A 23438-nucleotide genomic window follows, 5' to 3' on the forward strand; every position below is an offset into this window, starting at 1 on the left:
AAATCGACGGGCGGATCTGTTCATCGGCCGGTGAATCAATTTAGGCGGGGGATCCGTCCCCGCCCGCCACCTCTGACACATCACGGCAGCCGGTTGTGCCGACCTGGGCCGATAGGTCCCGCCTGACGGATTCCGCCACCATGCGTCAGTCCGAGCGCCTGGGAGGAGACTGGGAGTCGCGCCGTAACCGAACCTGAAATATCAACTTTCCACCGGGTGCTGTTAGTGTAGTGGGGTCAAAAGACCGCCCCGCCGGTTTTCGCGTGCCCGCGAAACCTGGGCGAGGAGTCGAATGTCCACTACCTCCCGTCCGTGGCGCGGCGGGGGCCAGGAGGCTTTGTGTCCGCTATTGCTCAGGCGTTCAAGGACCCGGATCTACGCAAGAAGATCCTGATCACCCTTGCGCTGATGTTTCTGTACCGCGTCGGCTGCCAGATCCCCACTCCGGGCGTGGATTACGGGCTGATTAACTCCCGCCTGGAGGAAATCTCCCAGGGCGACCAGGCGACGATGTTCTCCATCATCGGATTGTTCTCCGGTGGTGCGCTGCTGCAGCTTTCCATCTTCGCCATCGGCATCATGCCGTACATTACGGCCTCGATTATCGTGCAGCTGCTCACCGTGGTGATCCCGAAGTTCGAGGAGCTGAAGAAGGAAGGCCAGTCCGGCCAGGCGAAGATGACGCAGTACACCCGCTACCTCACGGTGGCGCTGGCGCTGCTGCAGTCCGCCGGCATCGTCGCGCTGGCGGACCGCGAGCAGCTGCTCGGCCAGGGTATGCCGGTGCTGATCGAGGACCGCAACATCTGGACGCTGCTGATGATGATCATCGTCATGACCTCCGGTGCGGTGCTCATCATGTGGCTCGGCGAGATCATCACGGAAAAGGGCGTCGGCAACGGCATGTCCCTGCTCATCTTCGCGGGCATCGCCACCCAGATCCCGTCCGAGGGCGCGTTCATTCTCCAGCAGTCCGGCGCGGTCACCCTGACCCTGGTTGTCCTGGCGCTGATCGCGCTCGTCGTCGGCATCGTGTTCATTGAGCAGGGCCAGCGCCGCATTCCGGTGCAGTACGCCAAGCGTATGGTGGGCCGCCGCCAGTACGGTGGGTCCTCCACCTACCTGCCGCTGAAGGTGAACCAGGCGGGCGTGATCCCGGTGATCTTCGCTTCCTCGCTGATGTACGTGCCGGTGCTGATCACCCAGATCGTCACCATGAACAACCAGACCCCGCCGGACAACTGGTGGATGAACCACGTGATGGCGTGGCTGCAGAACCCGGGTTCCTGGCAGTACATCCTCACCTACGTGGTGCTGATCATCTTCTTCTCCTACTTCTACGTCTCCATCCAGTACGACCCGGTGGACCAGGCGGAGAACATGAAGAAGTACGGCGGTTTCATCCCCGGTATCCGTCCGGGTCGCCCGACCGCGGAGTACCTGGCGTTTGTGATGAACCGTTTGCTGTTTGTCGGCGCCATCTACCTCGCCGCGATCGCTGTTCTGCCGAACCTGGCTATGGACGCCGGCATCACCGGCTCCGGCCGTATGGGCATGAGCGCGTTCGGCGGCACCGCCATCCTGATTATGGTTTCCGTGGCCCTGACCACGGTCAAGCAAATTGAATCCCAGCTCCTGCAATCCAACTACGAAGGACTTCTGCGATAATGCGTCTCGTTCTCCTTGGCCCTCCCGGTGCCGGCAAGGGCACCCAAGCCGCGATTCTCTCCGAGAAGCTCGGCGTGCCGCACATCTCCACGGGCGATCTGTTCCGCGCCAACATCGGCGAGGGCACCCCGCTCGGTGTTGAGGCGAAAAGCTACATCGACGCCGGCAAGCTCGTGCCCACCGACGTCACCGCGCGCATGGTGGAAGACCGCCTGAATCAGGACGACGCGAAGGACGGCTTCCTGCTGGACGGCTTCCCGCGCACTGTGGAGCAGGCTGAGATCCTCACCGAGCTGCTGAGCAAGAAGGGCGAGAAGCTCGACGGCGTGCTCAACTTTGTCGTCGACGAGGACGTTGTGGTCGAGCGCATGCTCGCCCGCGGCCGCGCGGACGACAACGAGGAGACCATCCGCACCCGCCTCGGCGTCTACCGCGACGAGACCGCCCCGCTGATCCAGCACTACGGCGACCAGATCATTTCCATCGACGCCGTGGGCGATGTCGATGAGATCAACCAGCGCGCCATGGAGGCGCTGGGCAAGTAGCCCACGTAGCGTGAAGGCCGGTGTGTTCGCACCGGCCTTTCGCATTTCGCTTATCGACGAACCAAAGGACCACCACGCAATGGTTTTCAGGAAACGCAAGATCGCGGCCAAGACGCCGGAGGAGCTCGACGCCATGGAGGCCGCCGGGCGCATCGTCGCCACCGCCCTGCAGGAGGTCCGCGCGGCAGCGAAACCCGGAGCGAGCACGCTCGACCTGGACAAGGTCGCCGAGACGGTCATCCGCGACCATGGCGCCATCCCGACGTTTTTGGGCTACCAGGGCTTCACCGGCTCTATCTGCGCGTCGGTGAATGAGGTGGTCGTGCACGGGATTCCGTCGAAAAGCATTGTGCTCGAAGAAGGCGACTTGGTCTCCATCGACTGCGGCGCCACCCTCGACGGCTGGGTGGGCGACAGTGCCTGGTCGTTCGGCATCGGCGAGTTGGCTCCGGAGGTGGACGCCCTCAACTGCGCGACCGAGTGGGTGCTGGCGGAAGGCCTCAAGGCGATGGTGCCGGGTAACAAGCTCACCGACGTCTCCCACGCGCTCGAGCTGGCCACCCACGCGGCTGAGGAGCGTTTCGGGGTGGAGCTGGGCATCGTCGACGGCTACGGAGGCCACGGCATCGGCCACACCATGCACGAAGAGCCGTACCTGGCCAACGAGGGCAAGCCGAACCGCGGTCCCGTCATCCAGGACGGATCCGTGCTGGCCATCGAGCCGATGCTGATCCTCGGCGGGGAAGTGGACACCGAGGTGCTGGAGGACGAATGGACCGTGGTGTCCGTAGACCGCGCACCCGCCGCGCACTGGGAGCACACCGTCGCGGCGACCGCAGGCGGCCCGAGAATTCTTACGCCGCGCGTGTAGTTTTCTGGCGCGTTGTGGTGCGTTTGATGACAGGGAGGTTATACTTCCGCCATGTCTTACCGTCCCCGCCACGCAAAGCAGTCGCCGCTGAAGCGACGCGCAACCACGTTCGCTGCCGGCCTCGGTGTCGTCGCCTCCCTGGCAGCACCGGTTTCCGCCCAGGCCGCGCCCGCGCAGAACCCGGTTGCCATGTCCAGCTTGGACTCGCTGTCCAACCAGGCGACCACCTCCTTCAGCAATCTGGATAAGTCCGCGCGCGACGCCGCGTGGAACATCCGCAACGGCCTGCGCCAGCAGGCTGACGCGCTTGCCGCCATCGACCCGCAGCTGCCGGCGAAGGCGAAGCAGCGCATCGACGAGATCCTCGAGACGTTCTTCCCGGGCCTGATCGCCGAGAAGACCCCGAAGCCGAAGCCGGCACCGGCCCCCGCACCGAAGCCCGAGCCGGCGCCAGCTCCGGCCCCGGCCCCGGCACCTGCGCCGCGTACCTCCCCGTGCCCGGCGGACGCGAAGGCCTGCGTGGACCTGACCAACCAGAAGTCCTGGCTGCAGAACAACGGCGAGATCTACTACGGCCCGGTGCAGATCAGCTCCGGCCGCCCGGGTCAGGACACCCCGAAGGGCACGCACTACGTCAACCGGAAGGTCAAGGACGAGATCTCCTACGAGTTCAACAACGCTCCGATGCCGTACTCCGTGTACTTCACCAACAACGGCATCGCGTTCCACCAGGATGATCCGTACGTGCCGTCTGCGGGCTGCATCCACCTTTACCGCGCGGACGCGCAGCGGTACTTCAACGACCTGCAGATCGGCGACAAGGTCTACGTGTTCTAGCACGTGCCCGCGATGAGCCCCGGCTAGCGCTGGGGCTTTTTGCGTTTTCGCAGGTAAATGGCTAATGTAGTCCAGCGGTGTTTGTGCAACCTTGCGCAGGCCCCGCATGTAACCGGTAAATACGTCTGCTGCCTGCACTTTCAGGCGGCGTAGGAAGTGGAGTGTATGGCGAAAGAAGGCGCAATCGAGGTTGAGGGCCGCATTGTCGAGCCCCTGAAGAACGCGATGTTCCGGGTCGAACTGGACAACGGGCACGAGGTTCTCGCCCACATCAGTGGCAAGATGCGCCAGCACTACATCCGCATCCTCCCGGAGGACCGTGTCGTGGTGGAACTTTCCCCCTACGACCTGGACCGCGGGCGTATCACTTACCGCTACAAGTAAGCATTTCAGCCTTCTCACCCAGATCCGTCCCGGTGGCGGATCGTGCACCTCTGGCCACGGTGGCTGGAGCCGCGCGTAACCACAACCCACTCTCCGGCACGGCCCGGACAAAGCGTTGTTTGGCGTGGACGGGTGGGGAGAAAACCACCGTAACAACCCGAAAGGCACGTACCTCATGGCACGTCTAGCTGGTGTGGATCTCCCGCGCAACAAGCGCATGGAGATCGCACTCACCTACATCTATGGCATCGGTGCAACCCGAGCCAAGGAACTGCTCGAGAAGACCGGCATTTCTCCGGACCTGCGTACGGACAATCTGTCCGACGATCAGCTCGCCGCTCTGCGCGACGCGATCGAGTCCTCCTACACCGTAGAGGGCGATCTGCGCCGCGAGGTGCAGGCAGATATCCGCCGCAAGATTGAAATCGGCTCCTACCAGGGCATGCGCCACCGTCGTGGCCTGCCCGTCCGCGGCCAGCGCACCAAGACCAACGCGCGCACCCGCAAGGGCCCGAAGAAGACCATCGCAGGAAAGAAGAAGTAACCTATGGCTCCTCAGACTCGTTCCGGTGCGCGTCGCGGACGCCGCACCGTCAAGAAGAACGTGGCCGCTGGCCACGCGTACATCAAGTCCACCTTCAACAACACCATCGTGTCCATCACGGACCCGCAGGGCAACGTGATCTCCTGGGCATCCTCCGGCCACGTCGGCTTCAAGGGCTCCCGCAAGTCCACGCCGTTCGCCGCGCAGATGGCTGCCGAGAACGCCGCCCGCAAGGCAATGGACCACGGCATGAAGAAGGTCGACGTCTTTGTCAAGGGTCCGGGCTCCGGCCGCGAGACCGCAATCCGTTCGCTCCAGGCTGCCGGTCTGGAGGTGTCCTCGATCTCCGACGTGACGCCGCAGCCGTTCAACGGCTGCCGTCCGCCGAAGCGTCGTCGCGTTTAAGGCTGAAAGGAAAAGAGGTAAAGAAACATGGCTCGTTACACCGGCCCTGCTACCCGTAAGTCCCGTCGCCTCCGCGTCGACCTCGTCGGCGGCGACATGTCCTTCGAGCGTCGCCCGTACCCCCCGGGGCAGGCAGGCCGCGCCCGCATCAAGGAGTCCGAGTACCTGCTCCAGCTGCAGGAGAAGCAGAAGGCTCGCTTCACCTACGGCGTGATGGAGAAGCAGTTCCGCCGCTACTACGAAGAGGCGAACCGTCGTCAGGGCAAGACCGGCGACAACCTGCTGATCCTGCTGGAGTCCCGTCTGGACAACGTGATCTACCGCGCTGGTCTGGCTAAGACCCGCCGTCAGGCACGTCAGCTGGTCTCCCACGGCCACTTCACCGTCAACGGCAAGCACATCAACGTGCCGTCGTTTGCGGTGACGCAGTACGACATCATCGACGTCCGCGACAAGTCCCGCAGCATGCTGTGGTTCGAAGAGGCTCAGGACAACCTGCTCGAGGCCGTCGTTCCGGCGTGGCTGCAGGTCGTTCCGGACACCCTGCGCATTCTCGTGCACCAGCTGCCCGAGCGCGCTCAGATCGACGTGCCGCTGCAGGAGCAGCTCATCGTCGAGCTCTACTCGAAGTAAACTTTCGTTTGCTTCACCCCGCGCACTGTCGACGCGTTCGCACGGTGCCCGGAATCTTCCACATATCCGTTCCTACCGGCTTCAAATAGCGGGAGCCGACAAAGGAGAAGTTCATGCTCATCTCTCAGCGTCCTGAACTGACCGAGGAGTACATCGACACCAACCGCTCGAAGTTCATCATCGAGCCGCTCGAGCCTGGTTTCGGCTACACCCTCGGCAACTCTCTGCGCCGCACGCTGCTGTCGTCCATCCCGGGCGCAGCCGTGACCTCCATCAAGATCGACGGTGTGCTCCACGAGTTCACCACGATCACCGGCGTCAAGGAGAACGTCTCTGAGATCATCCTCAACATCAAGGACATCGTCCTGTCTTCCGACTCCGACGAGCCGGTTGTCATGCAGCTTGCTGTTGAGGGTCCCGGCGACGTCACCGCAGGCGACATCGAGCCGCCGGCTGGCGTGGAGATCCACAACCCGGATCTGCACATCGCGTCGCTGAATGAGCAGGCTCGCCTCGAGATGGAGCTTGTTGTCGAGCGCGGCCGCGGCTACGTCCCGGCCATGCCCAACTCCGGCGGTGAGGCCGGCCGCATCCCGGTCGACCAGATCTACTCGCCGGTCACCCGCGTCGCCTACAAGGTTGAGGCGACCCGTGTTGAGCAGCGCACCGACTTTGACAAGCTGATCATCGACGTGGAGACCAAGAACTCCATGACCGCACGTGACGCCCTCGCGTCGGCCGGTTCCACCCTGGTGGAGCTCTTCGGCCTGGCGCGCGAGCTGAACACCGCGGCCGAGGGCATCGAGATCGGCCCGTCGGCGCAGGAGACCGAGTACATCGCCGCGTACTCCACGCCGATCGAGGAGCTGAACTTCTCCGTGCGCTCCTACAACTGCCTGAAGCGCCAGGACATCCACACCGTCGGTGAGCTCGCAGAGTGCACCGAGTCTGACCTGCTGGATATCCGCAACTTCGGCCAGAAGTCCATCAACGAGGTCAAGATCAAGCTTGCCAGCCTGGGCCTGACCCTCAAGGACGCTCCGGAAGATTTCGACCCGACCCAGATCGAAGGCTACGACGCCGAGACTGGCGACTACGTCGACACCAGCGCGGACGAGACCGAGTAACACCACAGAGCACGCGCTCAATTAACCGCACACGAGGAGTACGAAAATGCCTACCCCGAAGAAGGGCGCCCGTCTCGGAGGCTCGGCCGGCCACCAGAAGCACATTCTGTCCAACCTGGCCCTGGCCCTGTTCGAGCACGGCGCAATCAAGACGACGGACGCGAAGGCACGTATGCTGCGTCCGTACGCCGAGAAGCTGATCACCAAGGCGAAGAAGGGCACCGTGGCTGACCGCCGCGCCGTGCTCGCCGAGCTTCCGAACAAGGAGGTTGTGACCTACCTGTTCAACGAGCTCGCGCCGAAGTTCGCCAACCGCGATGGCGGCTACACCCGCTCCATCAAGCTGGAGAACCGCGCCGGCGACAACGCTGCGATGACCCAGATCTCTCTGGTCCTCGAGGAGACCGTGTCTTCCGAGGCAACCCGCGCAGCACGCGCCGCCGCTTCCCGCCAGGCCGATCAGGCCAAGGCTGAGGAGGCTCCGGCAGAGGCCGCAGAGTCCACCGAGGCTCCGGCTGAGGAGACCGCAGAGGAGAAGTAGCCCACAGCTACGCCCCGCACGAGCGCCCGCCCACCTGCACTGCAGCGTGGACGGGCGCTTTGCTGTGCGCGCCAATTCCGGCGATACAATGCCTCACCATGGACGACACGCTGCGCCTGCGCCTGGACATCGCCTACGACGGCACCGACTTCCACGGCTGGGCCCGCCAAAAAGGGGACCTGCGCACCGTCCAGCAGACCATCGAAGACGCGCTGTCGCTCGTGCTGCGCACCGACGTGGCGCTGACCGTCGCCGGGCGCACCGACGCGGGCGTGCACGCCTCCGGCCAGGTCGCGCACGCCGACATTCCCAAAGACTCGCTCAACCAGCGCTCGATTGAGGGGGATCCGGGGCGGTTGGTGCGTCGATTAGCAAAATTGCTCCCTGAGGACGTCCGCGTGTTCGGCGTCACCCAAGCCCCCGCGGGCTTCGACGCGCGCTTTTCCGCCCTGACCCGCACCTACTGCTACCGGGTGACCACCCACCCCGCGGGTGCGGTACCCACCCGCGCGCGGGACACCGCCGTGTGGCCGAAACCCGTGGACCTCGACGCGGTGCAGGCCTGCGCCGACGCGCTGGTGGGCCTGAACAACTTCGCGGCGTTTTGCCGCCCGAAGGAGCACGCCACCACCATCCGCGACGTGCACTCCTTCACCTGGCGCGAAGTCGAACCGCAGCTTTTCGAGGCGCGCATCACCGCCGACGCGTTCTGCTGGAGCATGGTCCGCGCGCTCGTGGCCACCTGCCTCACCGTCGGCGAAGGCCGCCGCGCGCCCGAGTGGCCGGAGGAGCTTTTGCTTCTCGACGCCCGCGCGCCCGACGTCCCCCTCGCCCCCGCCCGCGGCCTCACACTGGTGGGGGTGGACTACCCGGCAGATAGCGACCTGGCGGCGCGAGCCGAAACGACGAGAGCTATGCGCGAGATGTAGCATGCTTGGGTTACATCAGAACCGGGAGGTGCCATGACAACAGTCGCTGCCGCGTGGTTTGCCGTGGTGTTCTTCACCCTCCCCGGATTCGTGTTCTCCTGGGTCGCCGGCATGAAAGCCCCGGCGGCAGGCGTGGCCGCGCTGCCGGTGACCTTCGGCCTGTTCGGTGTGACCTCCTGGTTCTGGGGGCTGACCAGCGCGCCCTACAACCTGTGGACGTTCGGCGTGAGCATGGTCGTGGCACTCATGGCGGCCGCAGCGTGGCGGTACATGTTCGTGCGCCGGGCGCGCCGCGGGGGAGCGGTGAGCTGGCGCCGGGCGCTGTTTCCCGGCGACGTGCGCAAGGGAAGCATCGCCGACCCGTACTGGGTGCTGCCCGCCGTAGGCGTCGGCGTGGGCGCGTTCATGGCGGCCTCGGAGAGGCTGCACTGGCTGGAACGGATGCCCAACGGCGTCTACAACATCGTCCAGGGGTGGGACGTGCAGTGGCACGCCAACCTGGTCCGCTTCATCATGGACGAGGGCGTCGCCTCCGCCACCCGCATGGGCGAGCTGCAGAACGTGGAAACCCAGCTGAAGCTGTTTTACCCGTCCGCCTACCACGCAGGCATCGCCCTGTTCGGCGAGACGGCGGGCCTGGACCCCATCCCGGCGCTGAACATCGCCTCCGCCGTGCTGCCCGCGCTTGCGCTGCCGGCGACGCTGGCGTGCCTGGTGTTCGCGTTCTTGCGCTCCACGGGTGTCACGGCGCAGATCGCCGCCGCGCTCGCCGCGATCATGGGCTATGCCGCCCCGCAGCTGTTCTGGATCCCGGACTACGTGGGCATGTGGCCCTACCTCTTCGCCGTGGCGCTCACCGGCACCGTGACCTGGCTGCTTGTCACCGTGCCGCGCAGGCGCGCCAGCGCCCTGCCCGCCGCACTCGCGTTCGTGGCGGTGCTGTGCGTGCACCCGTCCGCAGTCACCATCGTCGTGCTCGCCGTCGGGTTCTACTGGCTGACCTCCACCCTGATCTCCCCGGAGCGCACGCGGCTGGCGGACACGCTGTGGATCGCCATGCCCGCCGTCGCCGGCGTGGCCATGTTCGTCCCGCAGGTGCTCGCCGGTTCCGCCCAGGCGGGCGAGGTGGCGTCTTGGCGCCCCGAGGAAACCTTGGGTGTCGGCGGCGCGTGGGGCACAGCGCTGCGGATGGAGACGCGCCACGTGCTGCAGTTCTTCCCGGCGTACGACCCCACCGTGCTGCTCTGGCTCGCCGCCGCCGGCGCGGTGGTGTGCCTGCTGTGGCGCCGCCAGGTCTGGCCGGTGCTGTTCTACGCGGTGTCTTTGGCCATTACCGCCAACGCCTTGGCGCCCTTCGGCAACACGCTCGGCCACCTGCTCGACTACGTGGGCAACCTGCACTACAGCACCGGCCACCGCCTGATCATGCCGGTGGTCATGGCTGTCACGGCCTCGGCCGCTATTGCCGTGGCGGCGGGGATTCGCGTGGTCACGGCAGCGCCCGTCGCTAAGCGGTACGCGAAAGGCGAGCGAGCCTCCGCAATCGCGGGCATCGTCGTCGCCTGCATCGTCGCCTCCGCCGCGGTCCCGATGATCCGCGAGCACACCGACCACGGCGCCGAAAAAACCTACGCCGCCGCCCGCGTCGCCGACCGCATGGTCGACGCCGAGGACCTCGAAGCCTTCGACTGGCTGGCCACCCAACCCGCCGCCTGGGAGGGCCTGACCGCGGGCGACCCCGCCGACGGCTACTCCTGGATGTACGCCTACAACGGCGTGCCCACCTTGAACCGCCACTACCTGTGGCCCAACGGCGGGCGCGGCACCAACGGCGACATCATGTACTGGAACGCCGACTTCATCGGGGAGGGAGAACACAACCTCGTCGACGAGACCGTGGAGAACCTCAACGTGAAGTTCTTCCTGCTCAGCCCCGGCGCGTTCTGGAACTACCAGTACCCGCCGTACGAGATGCTGCGCGACTTCTGGGTCTCCGAGGGTGTGACACCCGTCTACCGCAAGGGGAAAACGGCGATCTTCGCGGTGAACAGCCAGTTCAGCGAGGCGGAGCTGGAGGAGATGATCGCAGACGGTAAGGAGCACGGCTCGGACGAGCTGTTTGCGCTCGCGGAGGTGGGCGCGACGCAGTAAGCTTTTTGCCAGGTGTTTTTCTCGGGGGAGGGGAATTGTCATGGCGAAGCTTCTGCCAACCACGCGTGCCCAGGTGTCGGGGCACAAGTTCATGCGCCGTCGTATGGAGCACGGCCTGGTCTTTGGGGATATCCGCATGATCCACGATCCGTTGGCCTCGAGGCGCCGCGCCACCATTTTCGGCACCGCGGCGGTGGTGATGATCGCGGGCGTGATGGGGCTGTTTGCGTGGATGCGGCCGAACGCGGATCCGGGGGATGCGCCGATTGTGCGCGCCGCGGACGGCACGCTGTACGTGCGGGTGGGCGAGGCGGCGCACCCGGTGACGAACTTGGCGTCGGCGCGGCTGATCGCCGGTCAGGCGGCTGAGCCGGCGCGCATCGGCGACGAGAAGCTCGCCGAGTTGCCGCGCGGTGTGCCGGTGGGCATCGTCGCAGCACCCGGCATGTTCGCGCCCGAAGGCACGCCTGTGGCCAGCTGGTCGGTGTGCGGCGCGGACACGATCACGGTGGTTGCGGGCAAGGCTCCGGAGCCATTGCCTATCGACGCCGCCGTCCTCGCCGCCGACGCCACCCGCGAGTGGGTGGTTACTGCTGAGGGGCGGCGCCTGCTGCCGGAGGCACACACCCCGCAGGGCCGCGTGATCCGCCGGGCGCTGGGGATTACCCCGGACACGCCGCGGTGGACGCCGCCGACGCAGGTCATTTCCGCGTTGCGGGAGCTGCCGCCGGCGGCGTTGCCGGATCCGCTGCCGCAGATCATTGACGCGGACGACCAAGCCTGGGCGCTCGCCGACGGGCGCATCCAGCCGATCACCGGCACCCAGCGCACCATGCTTTTGGACGCCGGGGCGAAGGCCGCCGTCGCGAGCCGTGCGAGCCTGGCGGCCTACCCGGACGCGGAGGAGGAACTGCGCCTGCCTAGGGAGCGGCCGCGGTGGGTCGAGCCGCACCTGGCATGCGTGGACCAAAACCGCGGCGGGGCCACCGTGGACGAGGTGCCGGAGGGCATCGAGCTGTCCGGCACGTCCGTGGCCACGCACTTCGCGGGGTTGGACGGCGGCTCCGTCGGGGTGGACTCGGGCCACGGGTTCCACGTCGTTTCCGCCAACGGGCTGCGCCACCGCGCCCCCGACGCCGAGACGCTGGCGACCGTGGGTGCGGCGCACGTGGAGGACGTGCCGTGGGAGATCGTCGCGCTTTTGCCGGAGGGCGCGGAGCTTTCGCGCGACGCGGCGATGACGGCGACGTACTAGGCCCAGTTGCTAGAGCTGCCGGGCGCGCAGCGCGACCACCAGCGCGGCCAGCGCGAGCGCCGCGCCGGCGAGCGCGCCGAGCCTGCCCACGGCCGGGTTGGGCCGCGGGTCCACGGGTCTCACCTGCGCGGTCGGACGGTCCGCCAGCTCGTGCGGCGTCAGTTGGGTCAGCGCTGCCAGCGGGTCGATGGCGCCGCCGCCGGGTTGGGCGGAGGCGTCGAGAAGCGAGCGCACATGCTCCGGGGCGATGCCGGGGTAGCGCGACTGCAACAGCGCCACCGTGCCGCTGACCACCGGGGTGGCGAAGCTCGTGCCCGCGTACGGGTGCACGCCGTTGTTGACCAACGTGCCTTCCGCCCACCCGCCCGGGGCGAGCGCGGCCGGCACATGCCCCGGCGCGGACAACCCGGCGGGCAGGGAGTAGTCGGCGATGGCGTGGTTGTCGGCGCGCGCGGCGACCGCCAGCACGGTGGGGAAGCGGGCGGGGAAGACCTCGAAGCCGGGTTCGCAGTCCGGCCCGGCGTTGCCCGCGGCGGCGACGACCACCGCGCCTTGCGCCTCCGCGCGGTGGAGGGCGGCGGCGATGCCGGAAGTGTCGATGCGCGAGGCGAACCCGGGCTCCAGGCAGGACACGACGGAGATGTTGAGCACGCTCGCGCCTTCGTCGAGGGCGTTGTGGATCGCGTCGGTGAGCGTTTGCAGGTTGCCGGCGTCGACGTCGCGGTAGTGCGCCGAGGTCTGGCGCACCGAGATGATTTCCGCGTCCGGGGCGATGCCGAGGGTGCGCCCGGCGATGATCCCGGCGACGGCGGTGCCGTGGTTGTCGCAGTCGTGCAGCGCGTCCGCGGCCACAAAATCGCGGCCCGGTCGCAGGTGGGTGATCTCGGGGTGCGGGGCGACGCCGGTGTCGATCACCGCCACGCGCACCCCGGCACCGGTGGCGAACTTCCGCAGCGCCTCGGTTGCGGGTGAAGCAGCAGGCTTTGCGACGATCGCCGGCACCGCGCACGCCACATCCTGGGCTTGGGCAGGCGCCGGCGTGAGGCTGAGCGCGAGCAGGGCAGAGGCGGCGAACTTGCGCATGTTAGAGCCCCCGGATCATGTCGAACAGCCCGGTCAAGTGCACCGCCAGCGGGATCACGGCGATGGTGGCGGCGATCTCGGCGCGCTCGAACCACACGATGGTGGTCGGCTCCACATCCGGCACCCGCGGCGCCCACGCGACCGTCGCCACGGCAGCGAGGGCGGCGAGCGCGGCGACGGCGATGCACGCCGGGTGCCCGGTCTTTGCCGCGGCGGCCGCGGCGGCGACCACGGCGGAAAGCGCCACCGCGGTCAGGCACGCCCGCGGCACCGGCCAGTGCTGGCGCGAGGCGTAGACCACCAGCGCGCCAGCCACGCACAGGCAGAACACGAACACCCACGCCCCGCCGGCCCGGCCCAGCCAGAAAAGCGCCGGCACGCAGCACGCGGCGATCGCCGCCGAGATGGCGGAGGCGATGGTGGACGCGGCGGCGCTGCGGGCGTCCACGTCGTGCTGGTAGTCGTCGGAGCGGTCGAACTCCTCGCCGGCGGTTGGCACCCGCGGCACCGTCAGCCCCGCCGCGCGCGTGGACGCGCCGGGCGTGGCCATCACCCCGAGCACCCCGGTGAGCACCGTCAGCGCCGGTGGGGCGAGCGGGCCGGGCAGCCACACGCCGGCCGCCCCGGCGCCGCCGAGCACGCAGACCGCGGCGGTGAACGCCACCTGCGCCGCCCCGGCCAAGCCCAGCGCCACACCGACACCGACGGCCACCGCCGCCGCGAGCAAGCCCGCCAGCGCCCCGAGGCCGAGCGAGGCCGCATCAGCACCGCCGCCGCCACCGGCGACCCACGCGCCCGCGGCGAGCCCCGCCAGCAGCAGCACGGCAGCAAACGCCACGCGCGACCTGCCTATCGACGCCACCGCCAGCGCCAACAGCGCCACCGCACCCAGCGCGACCGGCCACGGGGCGAACACCCGCGCCAGAAGCAGCACCGCCGCAAGACCGGCGAACGTCGCCGCCGCGTCCAGCCCGCGCACTTGCCGCGCCGACTCGGCCGCCCCGGCCAGGGCGTCGGCCGCGTCGCGCACGACCGGCGGGGGCGCGGGCTCTTGGGGATGGAGGGCGACGGTGGCGCCGTCGTGAAGCTTGAGCGCATAGAGCGGGGTGTGCATATCCAGCACCGCCCCGCCTGCGGTGGTGGCTTGCCACGGGCGGTGCACCTCCGGCAGCTCCACTAAGCGCGCGAGCTCCGGCAGCACCTCCGAAAGCGTCGACGACGTCGGCAGCGTGACGTCGATGTCGCGGTGGAACGCGACAACCGAAATGCGGACAGTGACGCGCACGACGTGGTGCGCAGACGTTGCAACCAACTTTCAAAACCCCCGAAATATCAGGCGCGGCCCCCATTCGCCGCGCGACGGGAAACAGTATGGCTTACAATCCACAGCGCGTCCACAGTTCGGGGGAACTGTGAGAAACCACAAGGGGGGAGAATCCACGATGCTTGGCCTCGACTACGACCAAGTCCTCGCACCAACAACCGGCACTCAAGCGGCGATCGACGCCGCGCCGCCGCCGACCGGCAACTTGCGCGCCGAACCCGTGCCCACGGCCCAAAAGCCGCAGTCGCCGCCGGTGATGAAGATCCTGCTGCCGGTGGTGATGGTCGTCGCGATCGGCGCGGTGATGGTGCTCATGGCCATGTCCGGCCGCGCCGTGAGCCCCATGATGCTGATCTTCCCGCTGATGATGCTCTTCGGGCTCGCCGGCATGTTCAACCCGCAGGAAAAGCAGGGCGACATCGACGAGACCCGCCGCGTCTACCTGCGCCACCTCGATGCACTGGCGAACAAGGCGCGCGCGAACGCCGCGACCCAGCGCACGCACGCCACTACGTTGCACCCCGCGCCGGGCGAGCTGGTGGCCGCGGTGCCGGTCGAGCGCGTCTGGGAGCGCGCAGGTGCCCCCACGGTGCGCCTGGGCACCGGCGCGGGCGCGTTATGCACCCCGGTGGACGTGGACGATCCGGGCAGCCCCGAGGACTTGGACCCGGTGTGCGCGGTGAGCCTGCGCCGCACCGTCGCGGCGGTGAGCACGGTGCCGGGCATGCCGATCATGGTGCAGCTCGACGCGTTTCCCGCGATCACGCTCGCAGGTCCTACGGCGGCCGACGTGGCGCGCTCCATCGTGTGCCAGCTGGCGTTTTTCTACGGCCCGGAACAGGTCCGCATCGACGCGCCGTTCGCTTGGGCGAAGTGGCTGCCGCACGCGCGCTCCGAGGGGGCGTTTCGCATTGCGCTTATCGACGGCCACGCCTCGCCCGCACCCACCGACGCCGACCTGGTGGTGACCATCCACGACGACCCGGACTTCTTCGTCGACCCGGACGCGTTCCACCTGATCTGCACCGACGTGCTCGAGGCCGCCACGGCCCAGGGGATTGAGCAGCTGGGCGTGCCGGATCGGTTCACGGACGCGGAGGCGGAGTTCGTCTCAAGGCACTTAGGCTTCTACCGCCGCCCCGACGGCGCGGTGGAGGCCGGCGGGGATTTCCTGTCCATGCTGGGTGTGCCGGACGTCGATGCGCTGGACGCGCACACGATGTGGCCGGGGGTGCGCAACAAGCTCACCGTGCCAATTGGCGCGACGCCCGACGGCCAGCCGGTGTACCTGGACTTGAAAGAGGCGGCGCTCGGCGGGATGGGCCCGCACGGGCTGTGCATCGGGGCGACCGGGTCCGGCAAGTCGGAGCTTTTGCGGACCCTGGTGGTGGCGCTGGCGGCGACGCACTCGCCCGACGAGTTGAACTTCGTGCTGGTGGACTTCAAAGGCGGCGCGACGTTTCTGGGCTGCGAGTCGCTGCCGCACACCGCCGCGGTGATCACCAACCTCGAGGACGAGGCGGTGCTGGTGGAGCGCATGTATGATGCCATCTCCGGCGAGATGCACCGCCGCCAGGAGCTGCTGCGGGCCGCCGGCAATTTCGCCAACATCACGGACTACACCAAGGCGGGCAACACGTTGCCGTCGCTGGTCATCGTGGTCGACGAGTTCACCGAGCTGCTCACCCAGCACCCGCACTTCGCGGACCTGTTCGTGGCGGTGGGCAGGCTCGGCCGCTCGCTCGGCGTGCACCTGCTGCTCGCCTCGCAGCGGCTGGAGGAGGGCAAGCTGCGCGGGCTGGATTCGCACCTGTCCTACCGCATCGGCTTAAAGACGTTTTCCGCCGGCGAGTCCCGCCAGGTCCTCGGCGTGCCGGACGCCTACGAGCTGCCCGGCGAGCCCGGCTCCGGCTACCTCAAAGCCGGCATGGACCTGACCCGCTTCCGGGCGGCGTACGTCTCCGGCCCGCTGACCCGCACCGTGGTGGAGCACCCCGGCGAGCAGCACGTGCGGCTGTTCACCGGCGACGAGATCGAGCTCGCGCCCACCGCCTACGTCGAGGAGGACCGCTCCACCACGCTTTTGGACGCGGTGGTGGCCAAGGCCCGCGACGTTGCCGACGCCCGCGGCATGCGCGCGCACCAGGTGTGGCTGCCGCCGCTGCCAGATCGCATCCCGCTGGCGCAGCTGGCGCACACGGACGGGGCGCTCGGGCTTATCGACGAGCCCTACAAGCAACGCCAAACACCCTTCCACCTGGACCTGAACGCTGCCGGCGGGCACGTCGCCATCGCGGGCGGGCCGCAGACGGGCAAGACGATGGCGGTGCGCAGCATCGTCGCCACGCAAATGCGCGCAGGATTGGCCGTCTACATCATCGGCGACCTGCCGGAGCTCGAGGCGCTGCCGCACGTCGCCGGCGTGGCCAGCATGAAAGACACCGAGCGCACCCGCCGCATCATCGACGAGGTCACCGGGTTCCTGGACCAACCTCGTCCCGTGATGCTGGTCGTCGACGGATGGCACGCGCTCGACGAGGACCTGCGCGAACCGCTCGCCCGCATCGCCTCCGAAGGCCCCGACGCCGGCATCCACCTCGTGGCGACCACCCAGCGCTGGAGCGCGATCCGCCCGAACGTGCGCGACCTCATCGGCACCCGCCTCGAGCTGAGGCTGACCGAACCGATGGACTCCGTGATCAACCGCAAACACCAGGAAAAATTGCCCGCCACACCCGGCCGCGGCCTGACCCCGGACGGCAAAACCGTCCAGCTCGCCTTCACCAGCGGCGAGGACATCGCCCACCTCGCCACCTCCGACCAGGCGCCGGTGGAGAGGCTGCGGGTGCTGCCGGAGCGCGTGGATACGCACTCGCTTCTCGACGGCCAAAGGATCCCCCTCGGCATCGGCGGCCCCACCCTCGAACCCGTGTACTCGTCCGGGCACGTCCTCGTCATCGGCGCCGGCGGCTGTGGCAAATCCACCTTCATCGCCAGCACCATCACCGCGGTGGAGCACATGGGCCGCGAAGCCGCTCGCATGGTGGTGCTCGACCCCAGGCGCGCGCACCTGGGCCGGGCCAGCGAGGAGATGGTCGCCGCCTACGCCGCCTCCACCAGCGCGATCACGCAGGCCGCCAAATCGCTCGCCGTCACGCTCACCGAGCGCCTGCCCGGGGCCGATGTGACACCCGAGCAGCTGCGCGAGCGCTCCTGGTGGACCGGGCCCGAGCTGTACCTGATCATCGACGACTACGAACTCGTCGGCGAAGACCCGCTCCGGCCGATCGCGGAACTGCTGCCGCACGCGCGCGACATCGGCCTGCACGTCGTGGCCGCCCGCAAATTCGGCGGCGTCTCGCGCGCCCTGTTCGGGCCGTTCCTCACCGCCGTAAAGGACCTGCAGCCCGACGTGCTGCTCATGGACGGCACCCGCGACGAAGGCGCCATCTTCGGCGTGCGACCCAGCCCGCAACAACCCGGCCGCGCCACCTGGATCCACGGCGAAGCGCGCGGCACCGTCCAACTCCCGGAGGCACAATGACCGAGCTGCGCATCACCGCCACCGACGCATCCACCGTGATCACCGGTGCGGCCAACATCCACCGCTTCGACGCACCCACCAGCCGCGAAATCGCCGGCACCGTCCGCAGCGTGTTAGGCCCCGAGCCGCACGGCGCGCCGGTGCACATCGCCGCCGACCCGCAACGCCTGCGCGAACTCACCCACGCGCTCGCCGACTACGACATCGACCTGACCACCGAACCCCTCGAACCCGCCGCGCCCCCGCCCGACGACGCGCCCGAAGCCTTCCACCGGCCACCGCCGCCCGAGCAGGAGCCGCGCTCCGGCAGGTGGATCATCGCCGGCGTCGTCGCCGCGGTCGCGCTGGCCTGCGCCGGCGTGATCTGGGGGCTGACCAGCGGGGGAGCGCAGTCGCAGGCTCCTGCGCAGGAGGAAACGGAGCAGCCGCAACCGCAAGCTCCTGCGCAGTCCCCGTCTTCTGTGCGGGAGGAGGAACGGGCGGAGCAGACGTCGATAAGCATTGAGCGCGACGGCCTCACCGTCCAACTCCCCGCAGGCTTCACCCTCGAAGCCGACGAAGGCATGTGGCGCGCCACAGGCGACGACCCCAACTTCCGCCTGCAGATGGCCGTCGAGCACCTCTACCAGCTGCCCGCGCGCACCATGGCCGAACAACTGCTCGCCGACATCGAAGCCGACCCGGAAGTCGAACTCGTCGACACCGACGGTATCGCCGTGACCTACCTCGAGCGCGCCGGCGACGGCTCGCAATCGCTGTGGAAGACCTGGCCCAACGGGACGGTGCAGCTGTTCGTGGGCTGCCACACACGCGCCGAACCCACCGTCGTGCAACGCGCCACCTGCCGCATGGCCATGGAAACCGCTGAATATAAGGGGGCTGACGTGGGGCCATAAAAAAGTTTTGCGACCGATGGAACCGAACGGGCCAAACGTCAGTCAGATATACGGACAGCACAGACGTTGTCCGTCCCAACACACAACGAGGGGGAAAGAAACCATGGAGCAGTTCGCAACCGAAGCCGAGGTCATGCGCGCCGCTGCAGACCGCACCGACGACACCAACGCCGACGTCAACCGCGAAATCGACCGCGTCCAGCAAGTCGCCGAAGCCACCCGCGGCTACTGGGTGGGCAACGCACAGCGCAGCTTCGACGACCTGATGATCAGGTACGACGACGCCCAAAGGCGATTGTCTGAAGCGCTGAGCGCGATCGCCGTGAACATCCGCGACAACGCCAAGAACTACGAAACCACCGACGCCACCAACACCGACAGCCTCCGCCAGATCGCCGGCGGACTCGCACTGTAAAGGGGAAACCATGCAGATCAAGTACGACTTCGCGCAGATCGCCGGCGCCGCAGAGGACATGCGCGCCTCCGCCTCCCGCATCAACGGCGACCTGGCCGAACTCAAGCAAATGCTCCAGCCCATGGCCCAGACCTGGGAAGGCACCGCAGCCGCGGCCTACCAGGCACACCAGGCCAAGTGGGACCAGGCGGCAGCGGATCTCAACCAGATCCTCAACCAGATCGCCAACACCGTTGAAGACGGCAACACCACCATGCTCGCCGTCAACAACGCAGCCGCAAACAGCTGGGGCTAAACAACAAGACTTGCGTCGCGGGCCGTGACGGGGCCGTTTTCATCGGGGGACGGGCTCGGCTTCGGACCGGACCGCGGCGCAACCACACGGGGGATACGGGGGACGTGCCGCCGCAGGTGATGGGGGAATCACCTGCGGCGGCACTTTTTTGTTTTCGGGGGCGCGTGCCGTAGGGTGTTATCCCTGTGTGTCCCGCCGGATGCGCTTTTCGGGTCTCCACCGGCCGCCGTAAAGCACAAAGGGGCAGACGAAGTTTTTGGCCGGCAGCCATCTAGACAGACTTTAAGGAGTCATGCATGTCTACTTACCACCCGAAGAGCGGTGACATCACCCGTAAGTGGTACGTCATCGACGCAACCGACGTGGTGCTGGGCAAGCTTGCTTCCACCGTCGCAGACATCCTGCGCGGTAAGCACAAGCCGCAGTACGCACCGAACGTCGACACCGGCGACCACGTCATCGTGATCAACGCCGACAAGATCCACATCTCCTCCAACAAGCGCGAGCGCGAGATGCGTTACCGCCACTCCGGCTACCCGGGTGGTCTGAAGTCCATGACCCTGGGCCGCGCACTGGACGAGCGTCCGGATCGCGTGATCGAGGAAGCTGTCAAGGGCATGATGCCGCACAACAAGCTTTCCCGTCAGTCCATCAAGAAGCTGCACGTCTTCGTCGGTGCCGAGCACCCGTACGCTGGCCAGCAGCCGGAAACCTACGAGTTTAAGCAGGTGGCACAGTAATGACCGAGCCGAACAACTTCGAAAACACCGCCGCTGAGGACCTGGGCACCGACGTCGACGCCGCAACCGCCGCGACCGAGGAGTTCAACTACACCATCGGCGACGCCATCGCCCCCGAGGCTGAGGCAACCGAGGAGACCGTCGAGGTCGCTCCGCTCCACGAAGGTCCGATCCAGACCGTTGGCCGCCGTAAGCGCGCCATCGCCCGCGTGACCGTCGTCGAGGGCGAGGGCAAGATCACCGTCAACGGCCGCGAGTTCGAGGACTACTTCCCGAACAAGCTGCACCAGCAGGACATTCTCACCCCGCTGACCCTGCTCGAGCGCGAGGGCCAGTTCGACATCAAGGCCAACATCTCCGGTGGCGGCCCGACCGGCCAGTCCGGTGCTCTGCGCCTGGCTATCGCCCGTGCGCTGAACATCTACAACCCGGCTGAGCGCCCGACCCTGAAGAAGGCTGGCCTGCTCACCCGTGACGCCCGTGCCGTGGAGCGCAAGAAGGCAGGTCTGCACAAGGCCCGTCGCGCACCGCAGTACTCCAAGCGTTAATCGCTTTTTGCGCGCGCCGAATCGCCGTCGTCCTTGTTGGGCGGCGGCGTTTCGCGTTGTTAGGGCAGGGTTTGTCGCGCAGGGGTGGGTGCTGCGGGTGTCAGGGTCCTGTGCTTCGTGGTCCGAAGAGTTGGTCGAGTGCTCCGCGGTCGGTGTTTTTCAGGTGGTACCCGCGTGGTGAGATCCACCATGGTGCGCCTCGGATCATGGTGATGTGGCCCCGGCTCTTGCGCCAGGGGTCGTCGTCGTTGACCCGGTTGTGGTACTTACACAGCGGCACCAGGTTGTTCATATTGGTGTAGCCGCCGTGTTTCCACGCATCGACGTGGTGGATCTCGGAGCCCAACGCCCCGTGCCGGCAGCCTGGGAAGGCGCACACGGGTGAGACCATGCAGGCGAGGTCGCGTTGTTTCTGGTTGGCGAAGCGCTCGGTGTCGTATAGGTTCACCGCCCCTTCCTCGGGGTGGAAGGCGGCGACCTCCAAGGCTTCGCCGAATTCTTGCTGCATGTACTCCGCTCCGGTCATGGTGGTGCCGTCAGTCAAGGTGAGGATGACGTCGTCGCCCTCGCCGGCCATGATGCGTGCGTGTTCGGTGATCGGCACCATCACAATCGGGCGTGGTGCCGCGGCGATGACCCCGCCGGTTTTGCCTTCGACGATGCGCCAGAACGCCTCCTCCATCTGGGGTGCGGCCGGCAGTGTGGCGTCGATGCCTTGCTTGAGGCGGTGCTCCAAATCTGCGGCTTTGCGGTCGGTGGTGTCGATGGTGATGCGCGCCCGCCCGTTTTTCGGCGCGGAGAACGCGACCTGTTTCTTCTTCGGGGTGTCATCGTCGCGGGGCACCAGCTCTCGTGCGGCGCGTTCGATCGCGCGGTACCCGCCGGTGACGTCCAACAAGGCGAGGCGCAGCCGCCACCGCTCGCCGAGATCTTTCACGCCTCCGACGCGGCGTTCGATCAGTGCGAGCTCGTCCAGGGAGAACCCGCGGGCTTTCTGTACTGCCACAGCTTGTTTGCGGGTGAACTTGGTGGGCCCGTAGTACACCTTTTGCATTGCGTCCCACGCGCGTGCCCGATCCGGCGCCATGCCAGCCGAAAGCGCAACAGGCAGGTCGAAGTGCCGCAGCGTCTCCATGGATGCTGCGGCCATCGCCTGAATGAATGCGTCGAACGGGTTCATGCCACGAACACTAAAACAATCGCAACCCCGCCCCGCCCGGCCCTGTGGAATTTGTGTCATCACCCCTGTGGATAACTACCAAACCCGCAGGTAAAATCGCGCGAAAGTTGGGGTGGCGGAGCGATCGTCGATAGGCAAGTGCATAATTGTGCGCATGACTCGATTGTTCGGAACTGACGGTGTCCGCGGCCTGGCTAACGAGGCCCTCACCGCATCGCTTGCCCTCAAGCTCGGCGCCGCGGCCGCGACCGTGCTGACCAAGGACCGCGGCTCTGAGAAGCGCCGCCCGATCGCGCTGATCGGCCGGGACCCGCGCGTCTCCGGCGAGATGCTGGCTGCCGCGATGGCGGCCGGTATGGCGTCGAAAGGCGTGGACGTGCTGCGCGTCGGCGTCATCCCCACCCCGGGCCTGGCGTTTCTCACCGACGACTACGGCGCCGACATCGGCGTGATGATCTCCGCGTCCCACAACCCGATGCCGGACAACGGCATCAAGTTCTTTGCCGCCGGCGGCAAGAAGCTGCCGGACGACATCGAAGACGAGATCGAGCGCGCCATGGCCGTGCTGGAGGAAACGGGCCCGACCGGCACCGCCATCGGGCGCGTGATCGAGGAGGCGCCGGACGCGCAGGAGCGCTACCTCGCTCACCTCAAGGAGGCTGTCACCGAGCCGCTGAGCGGCATCAAGGTCGTGGTGGACTGCGCCAACGGCGCCGCCTCCGAGGTCGCCCCGAAGGCCTACGCCGCCGCCGGTGCCGAGGTCACCGCCATCCACAACACCCCGAACGCGTACAACATCAACGACGGCTCCGGCTCTACCCACATGGACCAGATCCAGGCGGCTGTGGTCGAGCACGGCGCGGACCTGGGCTTGGCGCACGACGGCGACGCCGACCGCTGCCTGGCCGTGGACGCGCAGGGCAACGTCGTCGACGGCGACCAGATCATGGCCATCCTCGCCACCGGCATGAAGGAGTCCAACAGCCTGAAGGACAACACGCTGGTCGCCACGGTGATGAGCAACCTGGGCCTGAAGCTGGCCATGCAGCGCGAGGGCATCGAAGTGCGCGAAACGAAGGTGGGCGACCGCTACGTGCTCGAGGAGCTCGGACGCGGCGATTTCTCGCTGGGCGGCGAGCAGTCTGGCCACATCGTGGTCCCGGCGCATGCCACGACTGGTGACGGCGTCCTGTCCGGCCTCATGCTCATGCAGCGCATGGCGGAGACCGGCAAGACGCTCGCCGAGCTGGCGGAGGTGATGACGGTACTGCCGCAGACGCTGATCAACGTGCCGGTGTCCAACAAGGCGCTGATCTTGGAGGACCAGTCCGTCAAGGACGCCATCGCCGAAGCGGAGGCTGAGCTGGGCGAAGCCGGCCGCGTGCTGCTGCGCCCGTCAGGTACCGAGGAGCTGTTCCGCGTCATGGTCGAGGCCGCTGAGGAGGAGCAGGCGCGCAAGGTTGCCGGTCGCCTCGCGGCGGTCGTCGCCGCGGTGTAGGTTTAACCGCGGAAAAAGTTTTTTG

23 protein-coding genes are annotated in these 23438 nt (G+C 67.4%); 20 read left to right on the forward strand and 3 right to left on the reverse strand.

The window, feature by feature from the left end; translation table 11 throughout:
• The first annotated feature begins 339 nt into the window (after positions 1–339).
• The 13 genes from secY (at position 340) to eccB (ending at position 11890) form a co-directional block, all read left to right on the forward strand.
• Complete coding sequence (secY, locus tag ACX1NL_RS02130; RefSeq protein WP_269951590.1) at positions 340–1668, forward strand: preprotein translocase subunit SecY; 1329 nt, start codon at positions 340–342, stop codon at positions 1666–1668.
• The gene (locus ACX1NL_RS02135) at positions 1668–2213 is read left to right on the forward strand and encodes an adenylate kinase (protein WP_181889823.1); all 546 of its coding nucleotides are present in this window, start codon (positions 1668–1670) and stop codon (positions 2211–2213) included. The genes secY and ACX1NL_RS02135 overlap by 1 nt, the downstream gene beginning before the upstream one ends.
• Before the next feature lie 79 nt (positions 2214–2292).
• Positions 2293–3084 carry a type I methionyl aminopeptidase gene (map, locus tag ACX1NL_RS02140; protein ID WP_458898488.1) on the forward strand — a complete coding sequence of 264 codons (792 nt, stop codon included), beginning with the start codon at positions 2293–2295 and terminating at the stop codon, positions 3082–3084.
• 51 nt (positions 3085–3135) lie between these two features.
• Positions 3136–3921 carry a L,D-transpeptidase gene (locus tag ACX1NL_RS02145; protein ID WP_458898489.1) on the forward strand — a complete coding sequence of 262 codons (786 nt, stop codon included), beginning with the start codon at positions 3136–3138 and terminating at the stop codon, positions 3919–3921.
• A gap of 165 nt (positions 3922–4086) precedes the next feature.
• Complete coding sequence (gene infA / locus ACX1NL_RS02150; RefSeq protein WP_019193979.1) at positions 4087–4305, forward strand: translation initiation factor IF-1; 219 nt, start codon at positions 4087–4089, stop codon at positions 4303–4305.
• Between the two features lie 175 nt (positions 4306–4480).
• Complete coding sequence (gene rpsM / locus ACX1NL_RS02155) at positions 4481–4849, forward strand: 30S ribosomal protein S13 (RefSeq protein ID WP_034997293.1); 369 nt, start codon at positions 4481–4483, stop codon at positions 4847–4849.
• 3 nt (positions 4850–4852) lie between these two features.
• Positions 4853–5254, forward strand: a complete 402-nt coding sequence (rpsK, locus tag ACX1NL_RS02160; protein WP_038609718.1) for a 30S ribosomal protein S11 — start codon at positions 4853–4855, stop codon at positions 5252–5254.
• Between the two features lie 27 nt (positions 5255–5281).
• Complete coding sequence (gene rpsD / locus ACX1NL_RS02165) at positions 5282–5887, forward strand: 30S ribosomal protein S4 (protein WP_181889826.1); 606 nt, start codon at positions 5282–5284, stop codon at positions 5885–5887.
• 113 nt (positions 5888–6000) lie between these two features.
• Positions 6001–7014 (forward strand): DNA-directed RNA polymerase subunit alpha, encoded by a 1014-nt coding sequence (locus ACX1NL_RS02170; protein WP_181889827.1) that lies wholly within the window; start codon positions 6001–6003, stop codon positions 7012–7014.
• 46 nt (positions 7015–7060) lie between these two features.
• A complete protein-coding gene (gene rplQ / locus ACX1NL_RS02175; RefSeq protein WP_181889828.1) occupies positions 7061–7555 on the forward strand; it encodes a 50S ribosomal protein L17 in 495 nt (164 codons plus the stop codon).
• A gap of 98 nt (positions 7556–7653) precedes the next feature.
• Complete coding sequence (truA, locus tag ACX1NL_RS02180; protein ID WP_458898490.1) at positions 7654–8484, forward strand: tRNA pseudouridine(38-40) synthase TruA; 831 nt, start codon at positions 7654–7656, stop codon at positions 8482–8484.
• Between the two features lie 33 nt (positions 8485–8517).
• Complete coding sequence (locus ACX1NL_RS02185) at positions 8518–10635, forward strand: DUF6541 family protein (protein ID WP_458898491.1); 2118 nt, start codon at positions 8518–8520, stop codon at positions 10633–10635.
• A gap of 40 nt (positions 10636–10675) precedes the next feature.
• Positions 10676–11890: a type VII secretion protein EccB gene (gene eccB, locus ACX1NL_RS02190; protein WP_458898492.1), complete on the forward strand. Its 1215-nt coding sequence runs from the start codon at positions 10676–10678 to the stop codon at positions 11888–11890.
• A gap of 9 nt (positions 11891–11899) precedes the next feature.
• Here the strand turns inward: eccB and ACX1NL_RS02195 are convergent, their stop codons facing one another.
• Both ACX1NL_RS02195 and eccD read right to left on the reverse strand, forming a co-directional pair.
• Positions 11900–12973: a S8 family serine peptidase gene (locus ACX1NL_RS02195; RefSeq protein ID WP_458898493.1), complete on the reverse strand. Its 1074-nt coding sequence runs from the start codon at positions 12971–12973 to the stop codon at positions 11900–11902.
• Position 12974: 1 nt separating this feature from the next.
• Complete coding sequence (eccD, locus tag ACX1NL_RS02200; RefSeq protein WP_458898494.1) at positions 12975–14285, reverse strand: type VII secretion integral membrane protein EccD; 1311 nt, start codon at positions 14283–14285, stop codon at positions 12975–12977.
• Between the two features lie 130 nt (positions 14286–14415).
• Between eccD and eccCb the strand changes: the two genes are divergently transcribed.
• From eccCb to rpsI, 6 genes are all read left to right on the forward strand, one after another.
• Positions 14416–17841, forward strand: a complete 3426-nt coding sequence (eccCb, locus tag ACX1NL_RS02205) for a type VII secretion protein EccCb (RefSeq protein WP_458898495.1) — start codon at positions 14416–14418, stop codon at positions 17839–17841.
• Positions 17838–18737, forward strand: coding sequence for a type VII secretion-associated protein (locus ACX1NL_RS02210; RefSeq protein WP_458898496.1), 900 nt, complete (start codon positions 17838–17840; stop codon positions 18735–18737). Before eccCb ends, ACX1NL_RS02210 begins: the two co-directional genes overlap by 4 nt.
• Positions 18738–18840: 103 nt before the next feature.
• Positions 18841–19152, forward strand: a complete 312-nt coding sequence (locus ACX1NL_RS02215; RefSeq protein WP_181889836.1) for a WXG100 family type VII secretion target — start codon at positions 18841–18843, stop codon at positions 19150–19152.
• Between the two features lie 10 nt (positions 19153–19162).
• Positions 19163–19447 carry a WXG100 family type VII secretion target gene (locus ACX1NL_RS02220; RefSeq protein WP_070474959.1) on the forward strand — a complete coding sequence of 95 codons (285 nt, stop codon included), beginning with the start codon at positions 19163–19165 and terminating at the stop codon, positions 19445–19447.
• A gap of 296 nt (positions 19448–19743) precedes the next feature.
• On the forward strand, positions 19744–20187 hold the full coding sequence (rplM, locus tag ACX1NL_RS02225) for a 50S ribosomal protein L13 (protein WP_034997310.1): 444 nt from the start codon (positions 19744–19746) through the stop codon (positions 20185–20187).
• Positions 20187–20735, forward strand: a complete 549-nt coding sequence (gene rpsI, locus ACX1NL_RS02230; protein ID WP_236883584.1) for a 30S ribosomal protein S9 — start codon at positions 20187–20189, stop codon at positions 20733–20735. The genes rplM and rpsI overlap by 1 nt, the downstream gene beginning before the upstream one ends.
• A 100-nt stretch (positions 20736–20835) precedes the next feature.
• Here the strand turns inward: rpsI and ACX1NL_RS02235 are convergent, their stop codons facing one another.
• Positions 20836–21915, reverse strand: coding sequence for an HNH endonuclease signature motif containing protein (locus ACX1NL_RS02235; protein ID WP_458898497.1), 1080 nt, complete (start codon positions 21913–21915; stop codon positions 20836–20838).
• Between the two features lie 154 nt (positions 21916–22069).
• On the opposite strand from ACX1NL_RS02235, the gene glmM reads away from it, so the two are divergent.
• The gene (glmM, locus tag ACX1NL_RS02240; protein WP_181889838.1) at positions 22070–23413 is read left to right on the forward strand and encodes a phosphoglucosamine mutase; all 1344 of its coding nucleotides are present in this window, start codon (positions 22070–22072) and stop codon (positions 23411–23413) included.
• The last annotated feature ends 25 nt before the right edge of the window (positions 23414–23438 follow it).

It is taken from the genome of Corynebacterium sp. CQ3829_602738, assembly GCF_054478435.1.

Bases quoted from the DNA above. Each gene is read 5' to 3' on its own strand.
- ACX1NL_RS02135 (WP_181889823.1), top strand. From the start codon at position 1,668: ATGCGTCTCGTTCTCCTTGGCCCTCCCGGTGCCGGCAAGGGCACCCAA.
- map (WP_458898488.1), top strand. From the start codon at position 2,293: ATGGTTTTCAGGAAACGCAAGATCGCGGCCAAGACGCCGGAGGAGCTC.
- ACX1NL_RS02145 (WP_458898489.1), top strand. From the start codon at position 3,136: ATGTCTTACCGTCCCCGCCACGCAAAGCAGTCGCCGCTGAAGCGACGC.
- infA (WP_019193979.1), top strand. From the start codon at position 4,087: ATGGCGAAAGAAGGCGCAATCGAGGTTGAGGGCCGCATTGTCGAGCCC.
- rpsM (WP_034997293.1), top strand. From the start codon at position 4,481: ATGGCACGTCTAGCTGGTGTGGATCTCCCGCGCAACAAGCGCATGGAG.
- rpsK (WP_038609718.1), top strand. From the start codon at position 4,853: ATGGCTCCTCAGACTCGTTCCGGTGCGCGTCGCGGACGCCGCACCGTC.
- rpsD (WP_181889826.1), top strand. From the start codon at position 5,282: ATGGCTCGTTACACCGGCCCTGCTACCCGTAAGTCCCGTCGCCTCCGC.
- ACX1NL_RS02170 (WP_181889827.1), top strand. From the start codon at position 6,001: ATGCTCATCTCTCAGCGTCCTGAACTGACCGAGGAGTACATCGACACC.
- rplQ (WP_181889828.1), top strand. From the start codon at position 7,061: ATGCCTACCCCGAAGAAGGGCGCCCGTCTCGGAGGCTCGGCCGGCCAC.
- truA (WP_458898490.1), top strand. From the start codon at position 7,654: ATGGACGACACGCTGCGCCTGCGCCTGGACATCGCCTACGACGGCACC.
- ACX1NL_RS02185 (WP_458898491.1), top strand. From the start codon at position 8,518: ATGACAACAGTCGCTGCCGCGTGGTTTGCCGTGGTGTTCTTCACCCTC.
- eccB (WP_458898492.1), top strand. From the start codon at position 10,676: ATGGCGAAGCTTCTGCCAACCACGCGTGCCCAGGTGTCGGGGCACAAG.
- ACX1NL_RS02195 (WP_458898493.1), bottom strand. From the start codon at position 12,973: ATGCGCAAGTTCGCCGCCTCTGCCCTGCTCGCGCTCAGCCTCACGCCG.
- eccCb (WP_458898495.1), top strand. From the start codon at position 14,416: ATGCTTGGCCTCGACTACGACCAAGTCCTCGCACCAACAACCGGCACT.
- ACX1NL_RS02210 (WP_458898496.1), top strand. From the start codon at position 17,838: ATGACCGAGCTGCGCATCACCGCCACCGACGCATCCACCGTGATCACC.
- ACX1NL_RS02215 (WP_181889836.1), top strand. From the start codon at position 18,841: ATGGAGCAGTTCGCAACCGAAGCCGAGGTCATGCGCGCCGCTGCAGAC.
- ACX1NL_RS02220 (WP_070474959.1), top strand. From the start codon at position 19,163: ATGCAGATCAAGTACGACTTCGCGCAGATCGCCGGCGCCGCAGAGGAC.
- rplM (WP_034997310.1), top strand. From the start codon at position 19,744: ATGTCTACTTACCACCCGAAGAGCGGTGACATCACCCGTAAGTGGTAC.
- rpsI (WP_236883584.1), top strand. From the start codon at position 20,187: ATGACCGAGCCGAACAACTTCGAAAACACCGCCGCTGAGGACCTGGGC.
- ACX1NL_RS02235 (WP_458898497.1), bottom strand. From the start codon at position 21,915: ATGAACCCGTTCGACGCATTCATTCAGGCGATGGCCGCAGCATCCATG.
- glmM (WP_181889838.1), top strand. From the start codon at position 22,070: ATGACTCGATTGTTCGGAACTGACGGTGTCCGCGGCCTGGCTAACGAG.